Origin of the sequence: Dietzia sp. Die43, assembly GCF_024519835.1 — a bacterium.
Classification (GTDB): Bacteria; Actinomycetota; Actinomycetes; order Mycobacteriales; family Mycobacteriaceae; genus Dietzia; species Dietzia kunjamensis.
Map to the genome: position 1 here is coordinate 1 of NZ_JALJRF010000019.1, position 16,065 is coordinate 16,065.

General features: G+C 72.0%; 15 protein-coding genes. 10 read left to right on the forward strand and 5 right to left on the reverse strand.

Features of this window, described 5'->3' with window-relative positions:
- A partial coding sequence (locus tag NR111_RS15170) for a molybdenum cofactor biosynthesis protein MoaE (protein WP_256821303.1) occupies window positions 1–379 on the reverse strand: 379 nt, incomplete at its 3' end.
- The gene (gene moaCB, locus NR111_RS15175) at window positions 376–1,431 is read right to left on the reverse strand and encodes a bifunctional molybdenum cofactor biosynthesis protein MoaC/MoaB (RefSeq protein WP_067715045.1); all 1,056 of its coding nucleotides are present in this window, start codon (window positions 1,429–1,431) and stop codon (window positions 376–378) included. The genes moaCB and NR111_RS15170, both read right to left, overlap by 4 nt.
- A gap of 85 nt (window positions 1,432–1,516) precedes the next feature.
- On the opposite strand from moaCB, the gene NR111_RS15180 reads away from it, so the two are divergent.
- A complete protein-coding gene (locus NR111_RS15180; RefSeq protein ID WP_256821304.1) occupies window positions 1,517–2,602 on the forward strand; it encodes an NADH:flavin oxidoreductase/NADH oxidase in 1,086 nt (361 codons plus the stop codon).
- A 7-nt stretch (window positions 2,603–2,609) separates the two neighbouring features.
- Here NR111_RS15180 and NR111_RS15185 read toward each other — a convergent pair whose 3' ends face one another.
- Complete coding sequence (locus NR111_RS15185; protein ID WP_256821305.1) at window positions 2,610–4,928, reverse strand: fatty acid desaturase; 2,319 nt, start codon at window positions 4,926–4,928, stop codon at window positions 2,610–2,612.
- Window positions 4,929–5,030: 102 nt separating this feature from the next.
- Here NR111_RS15185 and NR111_RS15190 point away from each other — a divergent pair, with 102 nt between their 5' ends.
- From NR111_RS15190 to NR111_RS15205, 4 genes are all read left to right on the forward strand, one after another.
- Complete coding sequence (locus tag NR111_RS15190; RefSeq protein ID WP_256821306.1) at window positions 5,031–6,059, forward strand: AraC family transcriptional regulator; 1,029 nt, start codon at window positions 5,031–5,033, stop codon at window positions 6,057–6,059.
- Window positions 6,056–6,676 carry a class I SAM-dependent methyltransferase gene (locus NR111_RS15195; protein ID WP_119193026.1) on the forward strand — a complete coding sequence of 207 codons (621 nt, stop codon included), beginning with the start codon at window positions 6,056–6,058 and terminating at the stop codon, window positions 6,674–6,676. Before NR111_RS15190 ends, NR111_RS15195 begins: the two co-directional genes overlap by 4 nt.
- Window positions 6,673–7,335 (forward strand): thiaminase II, encoded by a 663-nt coding sequence (gene tenA, locus NR111_RS15200; protein ID WP_256821307.1) that lies wholly within the window; start codon window positions 6,673–6,675, stop codon window positions 7,333–7,335. Before NR111_RS15195 ends, tenA begins: the two co-directional genes overlap by 4 nt.
- Window positions 7,336–7,429: 94 nt before the next feature.
- Window positions 7,430–7,585 (forward strand): DUF6131 family protein, encoded by a 156-nt coding sequence (locus tag NR111_RS15205; protein ID WP_096906278.1) that lies wholly within the window; start codon window positions 7,430–7,432, stop codon window positions 7,583–7,585.
- A gap of 105 nt (window positions 7,586–7,690) precedes the next feature.
- Here the strand turns inward: NR111_RS15205 and NR111_RS15210 are convergent, their stop codons facing one another.
- Both NR111_RS15210 and glp read right to left on the reverse strand, forming a co-directional pair.
- Entirely contained in the window at window positions 7,691–8,167 is a 477-nt protein-coding gene (locus tag NR111_RS15210) for a BLUF domain-containing protein (protein WP_067715030.1), read from the reverse strand.
- An 83-nt stretch (window positions 8,168–8,250) separates the two neighbouring features.
- Window positions 8,251–9,501 (reverse strand): gephyrin-like molybdotransferase Glp, encoded by a 1,251-nt coding sequence (glp, locus tag NR111_RS15215; RefSeq protein ID WP_256821309.1) that lies wholly within the window; start codon window positions 9,499–9,501, stop codon window positions 8,251–8,253.
- A gap of 76 nt (window positions 9,502–9,577) precedes the next feature.
- Here glp and NR111_RS15220 point away from each other — a divergent pair, with 76 nt between their 5' ends.
- From NR111_RS15220 to NR111_RS15240, 5 genes are all read left to right on the forward strand, one after another.
- Window positions 9,578–11,005, forward strand: a complete 1,428-nt coding sequence (locus tag NR111_RS15220; protein ID WP_256821310.1) for a uracil-xanthine permease family protein — start codon at window positions 9,578–9,580, stop codon at window positions 11,003–11,005.
- A 71-nt stretch (window positions 11,006–11,076) separates the two neighbouring features.
- A complete protein-coding gene (gene moaA / locus NR111_RS15225; RefSeq protein WP_374210745.1) occupies window positions 11,077–12,132 on the forward strand; it encodes a GTP 3',8-cyclase MoaA in 1,056 nt (351 codons plus the stop codon).
- A 31-nt stretch (window positions 12,133–12,163) separates the two neighbouring features.
- Window positions 12,164–12,427: a MoaD/ThiS family protein gene (locus NR111_RS15230; protein ID WP_227022118.1), complete on the forward strand. Its 264-nt coding sequence runs from the start codon at window positions 12,164–12,166 to the stop codon at window positions 12,425–12,427.
- Between the two features lie 3 nt (window positions 12,428–12,430).
- Window positions 12,431–13,240, forward strand: coding sequence for a substrate-binding domain-containing protein (locus NR111_RS15235; protein ID WP_206474458.1), 810 nt, complete (start codon window positions 12,431–12,433; stop codon window positions 13,238–13,240).
- Window positions 13,241–13,279: 39 nt separating this feature from the next.
- Window positions 13,280–15,940, forward strand: a complete 2,661-nt coding sequence (locus tag NR111_RS15240; protein ID WP_206474457.1) for a multicopper oxidase domain-containing protein — start codon at window positions 13,280–13,282, stop codon at window positions 15,938–15,940.
- Window positions 15,941–16,065 lie beyond the last annotated feature (125 nt).

The window sequence follows — 16,065 nt, forward strand, 5'->3', positions numbered from 1 at the left end:
GCTTGAGACGCTCGATGAGCTCCGAACACGCCGCGAACGCCTCGGCCCGATGCGGAGCCACGGCGACCACCACCACCGCGACCTCGCCCACCGGCAGCACGCCCACGCGGTGGACGGCGGACACGCGGACCGTGCGCCCGGAATCGGCCGGCAAGGTGTGCTCGGCCGCGACCTCGTCGCAGAGCCGGGCGAGCGTCTCGCGGGCCGTTGGGTGGGCCGAATACTCGATGTCGTGGACCTCGCGGCCCCCGTCGTGGTCGCGCACGACGCCGGAGAACGTCACCATCGCTCCGTCGGCGCTGGTCCACACGGCCTTCTCGACCTCGCGCGGATTGATCTCCCGGTCGGTGATGTCCACCAGCGGACTGGAGACGCTCATCGGTGTCCTCCTCCGTGGGCGTGGACGTCGAGCAGATGCTCGAGCAGGTCGTCGAGGACCGCCAACCCGTCGCGGACCCCGCCCGTCGAACCCGGCAGGTTCGCCACCAGGGTACGTCCGGCGAAGCCCGCGAGCCCGCGGCTCATCGCCGCCGTCGGCGTGGCCGCCAGGCCGCGGGCCCGCATCGCCTCGGCGACCCCCGGCAGCTCCAGCTCCAGGTGCGGCGCGGTGGCCTCCGGCGTGCGGTCGTCCGGGGCGACCCCCGTGCCGCCGGTGGTGAACAGGACCGCGGGGGAGCGGCGGACGTGCTCGGTGACGGCCGTGGCGATGTCGGCGTCGGCCACCACGTGCACCTCGACCGGCGAGAAACCGCGCTCGAGGAGCCAACCCTCGATGGCGGGGCCGGTGGTGTCCTCGCGGTGGCCGTGCGCGGCGGCGGTGGAGGAGACGACGACGACACCACTTCGGCCGGAATCGAGCGCGGCGGGCCCGGTGTTCGCGCGCGTCACCTCGTCGTCGTCGTTCCCGGTCGCCTCCTCGGATTCTCGCGTCCAGTCACCGCGTTTGCCGCCAGTCTTGGCGGCGAGGCGGACCCCGTCCATGGTGGCGAGCGGGTCGACGGCCTTGACCATGTCGTGCAGCGTCAGCCCGGCCACGGAGACGGCGGTCAGGGCTTCCATCTCGACACCCGTCCTGCCCGTCGTCTTGGCGGTGGCCTTCACGTGAATCTCGCCGGCCTCGTCGTCGAGGTCGAAGTGCACCTTGACCGAGTTCAGCGGGATCTGGTGGCACAGCGGGATGAGCTCGGAGGTCTTCTTGGCCGCGCCGATCCCGGCCAGGCGGGCGGTGGCCAGGACGTCGGCTTTGCCCAGCGAGTCTCCTGCGACCATGGTCACGACGTCGGGGCGGGTGCGGAAGATCCCCTCGGCCGTGGCGGTGCGGGTGGTGACCGCCTTGTCGCCGACGTCGACCATGCGCACGCGGCCCTCGGCGTCGAGGTGGGTGAGCTTCGGCTCGGGTGATGAGCCCTGTCCGGTCGGCGCGTCAGTCATGCCGTTCACGGTAGTCGGCCGGGTGCGGCGGGCTCCGGGGGTGCGGCGAGGCGGCGCGTCACGGGGTGCGGGTTTAATCGCGGACATGGCGATGCTCTTCGAACCGATCCGTATCCGCGACCTCGAGATCCGGAACCGGGTGTGGCTCTCGCCGATGTGCCAGTACTCGTGCGAGGACCGTGACGGGGTGCCCACGCCGTGGCATCTCGTGCACCTGGGCGCGCGGGCGCAGGGCGGGTTCGGCCTGATCCTCGCGGAGGCCTCGGCGGTGGTGCCGGAGGGGCGGATCAGTCCCGAGGACGCCGGGCTGTGGAACGACACGCAGCGCGATGCGTGGGCGCCCATCGTGGACTTCGTGCACTCCCAGGGGGCGGCGATCGGCATCCAGCTGGCGCACGCCGGGCGGAAGGCGTCGGCGTACCGGGCGTGGCCCGGATACCCGGTCGGCTCACTTCCGCCCGAGGAGGGTGCGTGGACGACGGTCGCGCCCTCGGCGATCGGGTTCGGTGACATGACCACACCGGAGGCGCTGGACGTCGACGGGATCCGCGCGGTGGTGACCGCGTTCGCCGACGCCGCCCGCCGCGCCGACCACGCCGGGTTCGACGTCGTGGAGATCCACGCCGCCCACGGGTACCTCATCCACGAGTTCCTCTCGCCGCTGTCCAACGAGCGGGACGACTCCTACGGCGGTTCGCGCGACAACCGGGCCCGGCTGCTGCTGGAGATCTGCGACGCGGTGCGGCAGGTGTGGCCGGAAGGTAAGCCACTGTTCGTCCGGATCTCGGCCACGGATTGGGTGCCCGGCGGCTGGACCCCGGAGGATTCGCGCTGGTTGGCGGGCCGGCTCGCCGAGCACGGGGTCGACCTGGTGGACGTCTCCTCGGCCGCCAACACCCCCGACCGGCCGCCGGTCGAACTGGAGCAGGGCTACCAGGTGCCGTTGACCGAGGAGGTGCGCGCGTCGGGTGCAGTCCTGGCGGGCGCCGTGGGGCTCATCAGTGACCCGGAGTCCGCCGAACAGCTGCTGGTCGACGAGCGCGCTGACGTGGTGTTCCTCGGGCGCGCCGCACTGCGCGAGCCCGCCTGGCCACAGCGCGCGGCTGCCGAACTCGGCCTGGACTGGCGGCGGGCCCCGTACCCGCCGCAGTACACGCGCGGGAAGTGGTGACGGCCGACTAGAGATCCAGCTCGACGTCCGAGCAGGCCAGCGCGGTGCAGACGGTGACGCGCTCCTGCGCGACGGCGCCGGGTGCACGGTCGGCGGCCTCCGCGCGGATGGTGCCGCTGAGCTTGGGCGTCACACACGCTTTGCACAGCCCGCGCTGGCAGCCGGTGGGCACGGCGATCCCGGCACGGCCGGCCGCCTCGAGCAGGGTGGTGGCACCGTCGATCTCCACCGCCGTGCCGGTGCGGCGGAAACGGACGGTGTAGCGACTGCCGTCGTCGTCGGGCCGGTCCAGTTCGGGCGCGGTGAACGATTCGGCGTGGAACCGCCCGGCCGGCTGGCCCAGGTCACGCAGCCACCCGCGCGTCAGGTCGATGAGCGCGGCCGGGGCACACACGTAGGTCTCGCGATCGGCGGCGTCGGGGACCACGCGCTGCAGGAGCTCTGGGCCGAGTCGGCAGGTGGAGAGGTCCTCGCGCGCGGACGGTGCATCGGTGAACAGGTGCAGGGTGATGCCGGAGTCGCGGGCGAGCTCGCGTAGTTCGGACTCGAAGATGATCGAGCGGTCGTCGCGGTTGACGTACAGCAGCGTCGCGTCGGGGCGGGTACCGGTGGCTCCGTCGGGCTGGCCGCGGCGCGCGTCGCGGGCGATGCGGCGCAACAGACTGATGATCGGGGTGATCCCCACCCCGCCGGCGATGTGCAGGGATTTCGCACCCGGCGAGGGCGTCGGGAAGTCGCCCGAGGACTGCGGCACGCCGACCAGTGTCACGTGGTCGCCCGCGCGCAACGAGTCGTTGAGCCGGGTGGACACCCGCCCGCCCTCGACGCGCTTGACGCAGATCTCCATGGCGCCCCCGGCATCCGCCTCCGCGTCCGAACTGTCGCGGACCAGGCTGTACTGGCGGACCGACTCCTCGCCGCCCTGACCATCGCCGGCGCGATCGCCTCCGCCGGCGACCCGGAGCGACACGTACGCTCCGGCATCCCACCCGATGTCCTCCCAGCCGCGCGGGCGGGCCAACCGCACCGACACGGCCTGGCCGTCGGCGACGGGCGTCGCGGACAGGACCCTGACCGGCACGTTGTGGAAGCGCGGCTTGTCCAGGTACGGCGACTCGGGCAGGGGCCTGTAGGACAGCCCGGCGCGCACGCGGCGTACGAGTGAGGCGGGGTCGCGCAACAGTGTCGAGGGGCGGCCGAACTCGCGCTCGCCGAACGGGACCGACAGCCCGGTGAGCGTCTTGGCGATCAGCGGCACCGTCTCGAGTAGCGGCGTCTCGTGGTACGGCAGTCCGTACTTCGCGGCGATCGCCCGGACCTCCGGGGCGATCCTGCGCTGCATCGACGGTGGCAGATCGGGAAACAGGTGGTGCTCGACGTGGGTGTCGAGGCCGCCGTAGAAGATCCGCAGGTCGGGGCGATCGGCGAACGGCACCTCCTCCTCCAGGACCCGCGCGAGGGCGTCGTCCATCTGCGTGCTGGGCAGGAAGTTGCGGGTCGCCCGGATCTGTCGCTCGTAGTACTGGTCGGCGGTCTCGTCGGGGCCGGGGTCGGTGAACAGCTCCAGCTCGCCGGCGTGGTGCTCGATGAACACGAGGAACAACACGGCCATGTAGCCGGTGACGCCGCCGGAGTAGTTGGCCAGCAGGGTGGGCAGCGGCTTCCACCCCGAACGGAACGGCTCGTCGATGAAGCGACGCCTCAGGTCGCGTCCGGCGATCCGGGCGGGCGAGCGCAGGGTGTAGGCGCTGAAGAACGGGTCGCCGGAAACCTTGCGGGCGATGTTGGCCAGGAAGAACGGAGCCGCTGCCGGGGCCGCTGCCGCCAGCGCCGAGATGAGCGCCACCTGACCGAGGTGGTGGCCGTACCAGTCCTGTCCGGCGCTGCCGCGGAAGATGCTGTAGCCGAGGTCGTGGTCCTTGCCGACGATGTTCGTGTTGGGGTGGTGGCCCACGTGATGCATCGTCTTCCAGTGGTCGACGTCCACGTTGAAGTCCCACTCATAACGGTCGGAGTGATAGTCGCCGTTGCCGGGCAGGTGGTCGTAGCTGCCGTGGACGATGTTGTGTCCGAGCTCGGAGAACTGCATGAGCCGGTACATCATCTCCAGTGCCGTGGCCCGCCGGATCGCCCGCGGCCCGCCCTCGCGCAGCAGTTCGCGCCGGCGGGCGTCGATCGCGCGCCCGTAGGCGGTGACGTTGCGGATGTGCGCCAGGTCGTCCTCGCCGACGGCGGCCTTGGCCCGCGCGTACAGCGCCCGGATCTCGTCGGCGAGGCCGGTGGGGCCGGCTGACTGGGCGGTTCCTGCGCGTGCGGCGAGAGTCATGACTGTGACGCTAGCCACCCGACGCGGGCGCGGGAAGGTCGCAAACGGGCGCAGAGTTGGCATTTTCGGACATCCGCCGCCCGGTGTTGCTACGGTCGGCCGATGGACTCCTCGCCGGTATGGGCGGTGCCGCGGGGCACCGAGGGCGTCCGCATCATGGTGGAGGGCGGGCTGGCCCACGGGATGACGACGACGGAGTGCCTGGCCGGCACGGGCCTCGATCCCGGCGACCTCCACGACGAGACCGCGCAGATCTGGGCGCACCAGGAGTTCACGGTGATCCGCACCCTGCTCGCGCGCCTCGGAGACCGGCCCGGGCTGGGGGCGGGCGTCGGTGCCCACTCCACCATCGGACGGACCGGCGTCATCGGCTTCATGATGCTCGCGGGCCCCACCGTGCGGGCGGCGATCGATCGCGCGATCCCCTATCTCGCCTTGTCCCCGACCCACGTGCAGTTCTCTCTCGAGGTGGACGGTCCGGACGGCGGGGCGGTCCTGGTCGCCGTCGACGACCAGATCCCCGCCGACGTGCGCACCTTTGTCGTGGAGCGGGACCTGGCAGGGTTGGCCGCGGCGTTCCGCGGTGCCCGGATCGACCTGGGGCCGGTCTCGCTCGAGACGACCCTCGGCCCGGAGAGCGCGGCGCTGGTCGGGCACGCGTGGGGCCTGGCGCCGGACACGGTCACGCCGCACGCCGCGCGCAACCGGCTGACCGTCTCGCGACAGGCCCTCGAGGCCGAGCTGCCGCAGGGCGACGAGAACACGGCGCGAGTGTTCGAGCGGCAGTGCCGCGAGCTCCTCGCCGACAGGCTCGCGCGGGTCGGCGTGGCCGGCCAGGTGCGCAGCCGGCTCCGGCACGAGCGCGGAACCTGGCCGTCGATGGCGGACGTGGCGGCGGAACTGCACGTCGATGTCCGCACCCTGCGACGCCACCTCGGAGCGGAAGGGACCTCGTATCGGACGCTGGTCGACGAGGTGCGGCATCAGCGGGCGCTCGAGCTGCTGGTGCACGACGTCCCGGTGGCCGAGGTGGCCGCCGAGCTGGGCTACTCCGAGACCGCGACCTTCTCCCGCAGTTTCCGCCGGTGGGAGGGTGTACAGCCGAGTCGCCGACGGGGGAGGTCGTCGTGACCGGGGAGGTCGGAGCGGCGTACTCGAGCCGCGCACAGGAGTACATCGACCACCTCGGTTCCATCGCGTCGGTCCACCCCTCGGACCTCGAGCTGGTCGCGCGCTGGGCGGATCAGCTCGACGGGCCGCTGATCGATGCAGGCTGCGGCCCAGGGCACTGGACGGGCCACCTGGCGGCCCGGGGCGTCGACGTGCGCGGAGTCGACCAGGTACCGGAGTTCGTGAGTCACGCCCGCCGAGCTCATCCCGGGTGTCGATTCGAGGTGGGTGACCTCGACGCGCTACCCCGGTCGCCCGGCGAGGTCGCGGGGATTCTCGCCTGGTACTCGCTCATCCACCACGAACCGGCCACCGTGCGACCGACGCTGTTGCGGATGGCGCGGTGTCTGCGCCCCGGCGGCGGACTACTGCTCGGGTTCTTCCACGGTGCGGAGGTCGAACGGTTCGATCACGCCGTGGCCGGGGCCTACCGCTGGTCGGTTGAGGCCCTGTCGGAGGAGTTGCGGATGGCAGACTTCGAGGTGATCGAGACCTACACGCGGACCGGGCCGGGAGCCCGTCCTCACGGCGCGATCGTCGCCCGCCTGATGTCCGCCCACGACGGGAGAGCCGAGTGACCCTGTTCGAGACCCTGAAAGACCGCTGCCGTCCAGAGTGGGAGGCCTATACCGAACACGAGTTCGTCACCGAACTCGGGCGGGGGACGCTGCCGCTGGCGGTGTTCCGTGACTACCTCGTGCAGGACTTCCACTTCCTGGTGCAGTTCGCCCGCGCCAACGCGCTGGCCGCCTACAAGAGCCGCACCCTGGCCGACATCACCGCCGCCCACCAGGCGACCGGCGCGATCCTCGCGGAGACCGAACTGCACCTGCGGCTCACCGAACGCTGGGGAATCCCGCGCGCCGAACTCGAGGCCGCCGCCGAGAAGCAGGCCACCGTCGCCTACACCCGGTACGTGCTGGATTCCGGCATGGCGGGGGACCTGCTCGACCTGCACGCGGCGCTGGCCCCGTGCACGATCGGCTATGCCGAGATCGGCGCACACCTGGCGCCCCGGCTCGCCGAGTACAGCGGCGAGCATCCCTACGGCGAGTGGATCTCCGAGTACTCGGGGGCGGAGTTCACCGCCGCTGCCGGCGCCGCGATCGAGCAGCTCGACGTGCTGTCCGAAGGCGGGCTCACCGACCGCCGCCTCGACGAGCTCACCGAGGTGTTCCGCACGGCCACCCGGTTGGAGATCGACTTCTGGCAGCAGGCGCTCGACAGCACGGGATGAGGCGCGGGCGTGACCGGGCGCGATCGGTCGCGGACTCTGTGGGACGTGGGTACGCTCAGTCGTTCCTGAAAAATTACGGTGAAAGGACGACTACATGATCATTCTTGGCGCAATTCTCTTGATCCTCGGATTCCTCTTGGACATCCCCATCCTCTGGACGATCGGTCTCGTGCTCATCGCGATCGGCGTCATCCTCGTCATCCTCGGTGCGGCAGGCCGCGCGGTCGGTGGACGTAAACACTGGTTCTGACACGCCGGGTCACATCTGACCCGGGGTGAGCACGAGCGTCCGGCGCACAGTCCGCTTGTAGCGGGTGCGTCGGACGCTCGTCATTTACACGTCTGCTGTGCCGGGTCAGGACGCGGCGGAGTGTTCCTTCGCCTTGAACCAGGTCGACACGACGTCGGCCGCCCGTCGCACCGTGCCCCCGTCCGCACCGGCGGCGAGGTCGTTGAAACTGTCGCGCTCGTCGGGCAGGCCGGCTGGCTCGTGGGCCCCGGGCGTCCCGAATCCCATCCGCCAATCGGGGAAGCTGCGGTCGACGGTCGTCTCGGTGAGGATCACGCGGAGGTGGTGGTGCCGCTCATCGGCGATGATGTCGTCCAGGAGGGCATCGATCTCGGCCGGTGGGCCCTCGAGGAACTGGATGAAGCAGTTGTCCCGGAAGAGCAGGATGCCGGTGATTCCCACGCGACGATTGCGGTGCCTGGCAGTGCGCAGGATCGACTCGAAGTCCTCGGGCACCATCTGCCTGGTCGGCGTACTCGTGTACACGAGGTACTTGAGAAGGCCCTCGTCCGGCACCGCGGTCGGCTCGGCGTCGGAACGCATCGGGACCCCCGTTCTCGCCCGCGGCGAAGTACGACGTGCGCAGGCTGGTCAACGCACCTTCCCCCGGACTGTACGGCGTGCCCCTACAGCGGCAGGACGTCGACCTCGGCGCCGGACTCCAGTGAGGTGACGTCGGCGGGGATCTCGATCAACACGTCCGCCCGGGCCATCGAGGCCACGAGGTGCGAGCCGGGGCCCGAGACCGGATCGGCAGTGGGCCGGCCGTCGCCGTCCGCGGCCAGCGCCGCCCGCAGGTACTGCATCCGCCCGGCAGGCGAGGTGACGTCGCGGGACAGGCGGGCGCGGACGGGGCGGATCGGCGCGCGGCCGACGGCCTCGAGGATGACCGGCCGCAGGAGCACGACGAACGACACCATCGCGCTCACGGGGTTGCCCGGCAGGCACACCACGGGAGTGCCACGCCAGCTCGAGAGCCCCTGCGGGCCGCCGGGCTGCATGGCGATCGGGGCGAAACGAGCGCCCTCCCGGTCGGCGAGCACCTGGCGCACGACCTCGGCGTCGCCCATCGACACCGCGCCGACGGTCACCACGAGGTCGGCGTCCCCGGCGGCCGCGTCGAGAGTCGAGGTGAACGCCGCGCGGTCATCGCCGCTGATGAGCGTCGTGGTGACCTCGCAGCCGCACGCCTTGAGCGCGGCGGCCAGGGTGATCGAGTTGGACTCCCAGATCTGCCCGGGCGCGAGCGGCCGCCCCGGCGCCACCAGCTCGGAGCCGGTGGCCACCACCCCGACCCGCGGCCGCGGCCGCACATCGAGTCCCGACTCCCCGAGCGAGGCCGCCGCCGCAAGGTGCCGCGCCTGCAACCGCACCCCGGCGTCGATCACCACGTCGCCGGCCCGGACGTCGTCCCCCGGGCGACGGATGAACTCGCCCGGCGACCGCGGCGCGTGCACCAGCACGACCGAGGAGTCGGTGTCGCTCACGGTCGTGTCCTCGATCGGCACCACACAATCGGCACCCCGGGGGACGGGCGCACCGGTCATGATCTTGCAGGCCTCGTCGTCGTCGACATCGGGTCCCGGCCCGTCACCGGCGTGCACCGCCCCGACCACCGTCAGCCGCGCCGGCGAGTCGGGTCCCGCCCCCGCGACGTCAGCGGAGCGCACCGCGTACCCGTCCATCTGCGAGTTCACGAACAACGGCAGGTCGACCGACGCCCGCAACTCCGCCGAGAGCACCGAGTCCGCGCACGCCGCGAGCGGCAGGTGCGTACTGCGGGCGGCCCGCTCGAGGACCGGCTCCAGGTGCGAACGCAGGAGCTCGCGGTACTCGGCGGGGGACGGGCGGCTAGGCCTGTCTGGCAGGGAGGTCATGTCACCACCGTAACCGCGTTGTACTGTGCCTACGGTCCGCGCGAGTGCGGCCGGACGCAGCGAGAGTGGGGAAGAAGTGGGTCTCTGGTCGGTACACGGCGACGGCAAGAACATCAGACCCGGCGAGGTGGTCGCCCCCATGGAGCGGCTGAGCTGGCCGCGGACCATCGGGATCGGCGCCCAGCACGTGGTGTCGATGTTCGGCGCGACGTTCGTCTTCCCCATCATCATGGGGCTCAACCCGCAGCTGGCGATCCTCTTCTCCGGCGTGTGCACCCTCCTGTTCCTCGCGGTGGTCAAGGGGCAGGTCCCCAGCTACCTCGGCACCTCGGTGGCGTTCGTCGGCGCGGTCGCCGCGATCCGCGCGCAGGGCGGCACCAGCGCCGAGGTGACCGGCGCCATGCTCGTCGCCGGCGCGACGCTGCTGGTGGTGGGCCTGATCGTGCACGTCGTGGGCGGCCGCGTGGTCACCGCGATCCTGCCGCCCGTGGTGACCGGCGCCGTGGTGATGCTGCTCGGCTTCAACCTGGCGCCGGTGGTGGCGGACACGTACTGGCCGCAGGACCAGTGGGTCGCACTGGCGGTGATGATCGTGCTGATCGGAATGACCGTGGGGCTCAAGGGCTTCGCCGGGCGGATCGCGATCTTCCTGTCCCTGGTCTTCGGGTACGTCCTGTCCTGGGTGCTCGACCTGGTCACCGGGCCCGAGAGCCCGCGCGTGGACTGGTCGGCGGTGTGGGACGCGCCGTGGATCGGGCTGCCGCCGATGACCGACGAGGCCGCCGGCGTGGTGGGAATCCACGCGCCCGACTTCTCGCTGGCGTTCGTGCTGCTCGTGGTGCCGGGCGTCATCGCGCTCATCGCCGAGAACGCCGGGCACGTCAAGGCGATCGGCGAGATCACCCGCACCGAGACCGACGGCCTGATGGGCCGCGCGCTGGCCGCGGACGGCGCGGGAACCGTGCTGGCCACGTCCTTCGGTGGATCGGCGACGACGACGTACGCCGAGAACATCGGCGTGATGGCCGCGACCAAGGTGTACTCGACGGCCGCCTACGTGGTGGCCGCGCTGACCGCGATCGTGCTGGGGTGTTCCCCCAAGCTGGGGGCCGTGATCTCCGCGACCCCGGGCGGCGTGCTCGGCGGCATCACGGTGGTGCTCTACGGCATGATCGGCCTGCTCGGCGCCAAGATCTGGAAGGAGAACCGGGTCGACTTCGGCAACCCGCTCAACCTGGTGCCGGTGGCGGCGGGTGTGGTGATCGCGGTCGGCGACACGACCCTGCTCATCACCGACGACTTCCAGCTCGGCGGCATCGCGCTGGGCACCCTCGTGGTGGTCCTGGGCTACCACCTGGGGCGGGCGATCGCGCCCCAGCTGCGCGACCAGGCCGAGCGCGACGAGATCCACGAGCTCACGCTGCTGGGGCCGAACCCGGACGTCCCCGCCCCGGACGTCCCCGCCCCGCCAGGGGCGCGCCGCGGACGGGGACACAGCGGATAGGTGACCGGACGGGGGTCGCACGCCGCCGGACGGTGCCCCCTACACTTGGAGTCACGCGACCGCGGAGGGAGGTGGGCGCCGTGACCGAACCGGACACCCGCAGCCCCTCCACGCGCCCCGCCACCCCGCTGCTCGTCGACTCCTTCGGCCGCGTCGCCCGCGACCTCCGCGTCTCGCTGACCGAGAAGTGCTCGCTGCGCTGCACGTACTGCATGCCCGAGGAAGGGCTGCCGCCCATCCCGGACGCCGCGCGGATGACCGCTGACGAGGTGATCCGGCTGGTCGCCCTGGCGCACCGCGAGCTGGGCGTGCACGAGGTCCGCTTCACCGGGGGCGAACCCCTCATGCGGGCCGACCTCGAGCGCATCATCGCCGGCACGCGGGCCGAGTGCCCCGACCTGCCGATCGCGATGACCTCCAACGGCGTGGGGCTCGAACACCGGGTCGGCGCGCTGGTCGAGGCCGGTCTGGACCGGATCAACATCTCCCTGGACACCGTCAACCGCCTCGAGTTCGCCCAACTCACCCGCCGGGACCGGCTGCCGTCCGTCCTGCGGGGCGTCCGGGCCGCGGTCGAGGCCGGCCTGGACCCGGTGAAGGTCAACGCGGTGCCCCTGCGGGCGACCCTGCCCGGAGCGCCCGACCTGCTGGAGTGGGCCCTGGCGGAGGGCGTGCAACTGCGCTTCATCGAGGAGATGCCGCTCGACGCCGACAACACGTGGTCGCGCGCCGAGATGGTGACCGCGCAGGACGTACTGGACTCCCTCGGCACCCGCTTCGACCTCGTTCCCGCCGGGCGCGAGGACCCGTCTGCGCCGGCCGAGATGTGGCGGGTCGCCGGACGCACCGTGGGAGATGCTCCCGCGACGGTCGGGGTGATCGCGACCGTCACCCGCAACTTCTGCGCCGCCTGCGACCGGCCCCGCCTCACCGCCGAGGGGACCGTGCGGTCGTGCCTGTTCAGCGACGACGAGACGGACGTCCTCGGGGTGCTGAGGTCGGGCGCGCCCGACCACGAGATCGCCGAGGTCTGGCGCGGCGCGATGTGGGGCAAGCAGGCAGGACACGGCATCGGCGGCACCGCCTTCCACAGGCCGCGACGGTCGATGGGCGCCATAGGTGGTTGACGTGTCAGTGCCGGAGGATAGGGTTGACGTCGTGAGCAGGACACCGAGAGTGATCACCGTGGGGTACTACGCGGCCGCCGAGGACGCCGCGGGTACCGCCCGCGAACGGCTGCACACACAGGCCACGACCGTCGGGGAGTTGGCGCGAGAGGTCTGCGAGCGACACGGTGAGCCGCTGGCCAGCATCGTGACGGTGTCGTCGTTCCTCGTGGGTGAGGAGACGACCCGCGACCCCCACGCCTCTATCGACGGCGTCTCCGAGGTGGACGTGCTGCCTCCCTTCGCCGGAGGCTGATCGGTGAACCGGGGCCGGGCTGTCAGCGTGTTCGCCCTCGCCCTGGCGTGCTCGGGAATCGTCGCGTGCGCCGAGCCGGAGCCCGACTCCCCCGGCATGACCCTCGGGGTCGCCGCCGCGCCGTCCCTGTCCGAGGCGTTCACCGAGATGATCGACCTCTTCGAGGACGAGCACCCCGGTGTCCGGGTGAGTCTGGAACTGGGCCGCTCCGACACGATCGCCGAGGGGATGCCCGACCGCGACGACATCAACGTCTTCGCCTCCGCGGACGAGGACTCCATGCAGTGGCTCGTCGATGAGGGAGTCGCGGTCGAACCGACGGTGTTCGCCCGCAACCACGTCGTCGTCGCGGTCCCGTCCGGCAATCCGCGCCAGGTCACGGGCCTCCGTGACCTGGAACGGCCCGACCTGAGGGTGGGGCTGTGTGCACTGGACGTCCCCTGCGGCCGCGCAGCGGAGTCGCTGTTGGCCGTGGCCGGCGTGGCGACCCCGGCGGACGTCGCCCGTGATCCGGGGTCGCGTGCTCTCGCGGCCCGCCTGGCGGACCACGAACTCGACGTGGGCATCGTCTACCGCACCGATGTCGCCGCGTCCCACGGCTGGGTGGCGCTGGCCGAGGTCGACCAGCGCGACAGGGAACTGGCGCAGGCCGCCGGTACGACCCGGTACACGGTGGCCAGGATCCCGGGCGCCGAGGACGGCCCCGACGCCGAGGCCGAGCGCGCGGCCGCGAACGAGTTCCTCCAGTTGGTGACGTCGGACCGCGGCCGTCGCGCCCTCGAGAACGCCGGGCTGGCGCCGTTGTCGCCGTAGGCGTCTGCGCGGTCGGGGGGCGGACCTAGACTCGGCGGTATGGACACCGCGGCGCCCCGGACCCCGTCCCGGCGGAAGGGGTCGTGGCACCGCCGGGCGACCCGGCCCGTGCAGCTGTGGTTGATCGCCCTCGTGCTGCTGGGTGTGGTCCACCGGTGGGTGCCCGCCGCGACGTGGACGATCATCCACGTCTTCACCCTCGGCCTGCTCACCAACTCGATCCTCGTGTGGGGCCAGCACTTCACCGAGACCCTGCTGCACCGGCGACCCCCGGAGGCGTCACGCGCGCTCCAGGTGCGCAGGATCATGCTGCTCAACGCCGGGATCGTGGTCCTGGTCGTGGGCATGATCGGGTCGTGGCCGATCCCGATCGTCACCGGCGCCACGGTCGTGGGCGGCGCGGTGGCCTGGTACGTCGTGGACCTGGTCGGGCAGCTGCGGGCGGCGGCACCGACCCGGTTCCGGCCGATCGTCCGGTACTACGCCGTGGCGGCCGCGTTCCTGCCCGCCGGGGCGGTGGCCGGTGCCTTCATGGGGGTCGGCGTCCCGGGGGAGTGGGCCGTCCGCCTGCACGCGTTCCACCTCGCGGTCAACGTCCTGGGGTTCGTCGGGATCACCGTCCTGACCACCCTGGTGACCTTCTGGGCGACGGTACTGCGCACCCCTATGGCCGCCGGCCAGGACGCGGCGGCGGTCCGGTCCCTGGGGGTGATGTCGGTCGCGGTGGTGGTGGCCGCGGCGGGCTCGCTCGCGGGCGTGACGCCGGTGACCGCCACGGCACTGGGCGTGTACCTGCTGGCCGTGCTGTGGCACCTGGTCCACCTCGTCCGCACCGCGCGCACGGCGCCGCCGCGGGAGTTCGCCTCGATGAGTATCGCGTGTGGGCTGGTGTGGTTGCCGGTGTCGTTGGGGTGGGCGACGTGGCTCGTCGCGACCGGCCGGATCGGCGAACTGGGACAGGTGACGACCCCGCTGCTCGCCGGTGCGGCCGCCCAGATCCTCTTCGGGGCGATGAGCTTCCTCATGCCCACCGTGATGCGGGGTGGTCCGGCGGCGGTGCGGGCGGGGATGGTGGAGATGAACCGTCTGGTCGCCTTCCGCCTCGTCCTGGTCAACGCCGGCCTGGTCGTCTTCCTCGTGCCCGGTGGGACCAGTTGGACCCGGGTCGTCGGCTCCACGCTGGCGTTCGGAGGGTTCGCGCTGTTCCTGCCGGTGATGATCCGCGCCGTCCGCGCGCAGTTGGCCGTCATCCGGGGCGCGGCCGCGGCCCGCGAGGCCGGCGAGAAGCCCGCCCGCGTCACCCCGGGCACGTCCCGGCCGGAGATCGCCCCCGGCCGTCGGCGGAATCTGGTCGGCGCGCTGTCCGCCGCGCTGGTGGTGGTCCTCGCCACGGGGGCCGCGCTCGCCGCCGACCCGTCCTCGCCACTCCGCCGCACCGATCAGGCCGCGTCGGTCACGCCGACCGGGAACACGACGACCGTGGAGGTCGCGGCGGTGGGGATGAGGTTCGAACCGAACACGGTGACGGTCCCCGCCGGCGACCGGCTGGTGATCGAACTGACGAACGACGACGACACGACGGTGCACGATCTGTACCTGACCAACGGGGCCGGCTCGGGCAGGGTCGACCCGGGCGGAACCGCCACGGTGGACGCCGGCGTGGTCGGGCGTTCCCTCGAGGGATGGTGCACGATCGCCGGGCACAGGGCGATGGGCATGACCTTCCAGGTCCGGGTCGAGGGCGGTGATCCCGCCGCCGGGCACGACGCCCATGGTGGGGCCGGGGGCGCCGTGGGCATCGCCCCCGCCGAGGCGATCGATGTGCTGGCCCCGCCCTCCGACGAGTTCGTGACCCGCGACCCGGCCCTCGCGCCCGCCCCGACGGGCCGCGAACACCGGATCACCCTCACGGTCGAGGAGACCACCGACGAACTCGCGCCCGGGGTGGTGCGGCCCGTGTGGACCTACAACGGCGGGCTGCCGGCCCCGACCCTCCGCGGCACGGTGGGTGACACGTTCATCGTCACCCTCCGCAACGAGGGGACCATCGGACACTCGATCGATTTCCACGCCGGCGACGTCAGTCCCGACGAGGTGATGCGGACGATCCCGCCGGGCGAGGAGCTGGAGTACCGGTTCACCGTGACCCGGGCCGGCGCCTGGCTCTACCACTGTGCGACCGCGCCCATGAGCGGCCACGTCGCCGCGGGGATGTTCGGCGCGCTCATCGTGGACCCGCCGGGCCTGCCCGAGGTGGAGCGCGAGTACGCCCTGGTCCAGTCCGAGTCGTACCTCGGCGCCGGGGACGAGCCGTTCGACTCCGGCAAGATCGCGGCCGGGCAGCCCGACCTGGTGATGTTCAACGGGCACGCGACCCAGTACCGGCGGGACCCGCTGACCGCCCGGGTCGGCGAGACCGTGCGCGTGTGGGTGGTGGCGGCCGGACCGAGTGACGGGACGAGCTTCCACGTGGTGGGGTCACAGTTCGACACCGTGTACAAGGAGGGCGCCTACCTGCTGCGGGACGGGCGGGACGCCTTCGGCAGTGGGAACGGGGGCGCACAGGCGCTCGACCTGGCCCCGTCGCAGGGCGGGTTCGTGGAGATGACCTTCGTCGAGCCCGGGCGCTACACGTTCGTGGACCACTCGTTCGCCGACGCCGAGAAGGGCGCGGCGGGCTTCCTCGACGTCACTGAGTAGGCGCCCCGGAGTAGGCGCCCCGGCCGGCGGTCCCGCGGGGGTGGGTGACGCATCACGGAATAGGCGAGCGGGTGGGCCGGTTGATATAGATGACACATCACGCGACCGCGATGCCGAGAGCAAGG

Excerpts from the sequence above, each read along its gene's own strand:
- NR111_RS15205 (WP_096906278.1), top strand. The coding sequence starts at position 7,430 with ATGATCATTCTTGGCGCAATTCTCTTGATCCTCGGATTCCTCTTGGAC.
- NR111_RS15180 (WP_256821304.1), top strand. The coding sequence starts at position 1,517 with ATGGCGATGCTCTTCGAACCGATCCGTATCCGCGACCTCGAGATCCGG.
- NR111_RS15240 (WP_206474457.1), top strand. The coding sequence starts at position 13,280 with ATGGACACCGCGGCGCCCCGGACCCCGTCCCGGCGGAAGGGGTCGTGG.
- NR111_RS15190 (WP_256821306.1), top strand. The coding sequence starts at position 5,031 with ATGGACTCCTCGCCGGTATGGGCGGTGCCGCGGGGCACCGAGGGCGTC.
- NR111_RS15185 (WP_256821305.1), bottom strand. The coding sequence starts at position 4,928 with ATGACTCTCGCCGCACGCGCAGGAACCGCCCAGTCAGCCGGCCCCACC.
- glp (WP_256821309.1), bottom strand. The coding sequence starts at position 9,501 with ATGACCTCCCTGCCAGACAGGCCTAGCCGCCCGTCCCCCGCCGAGTAC.
- moaCB (WP_067715045.1), bottom strand. The coding sequence starts at position 1,431 with ATGACTGACGCGCCGACCGGACAGGGCTCATCACCCGAGCCGAAGCTC.
- NR111_RS15210 (WP_067715030.1), bottom strand. The coding sequence starts at position 8,167 with ATGCGTTCCGACGCCGAGCCGACCGCGGTGCCGGACGAGGGCCTTCTC.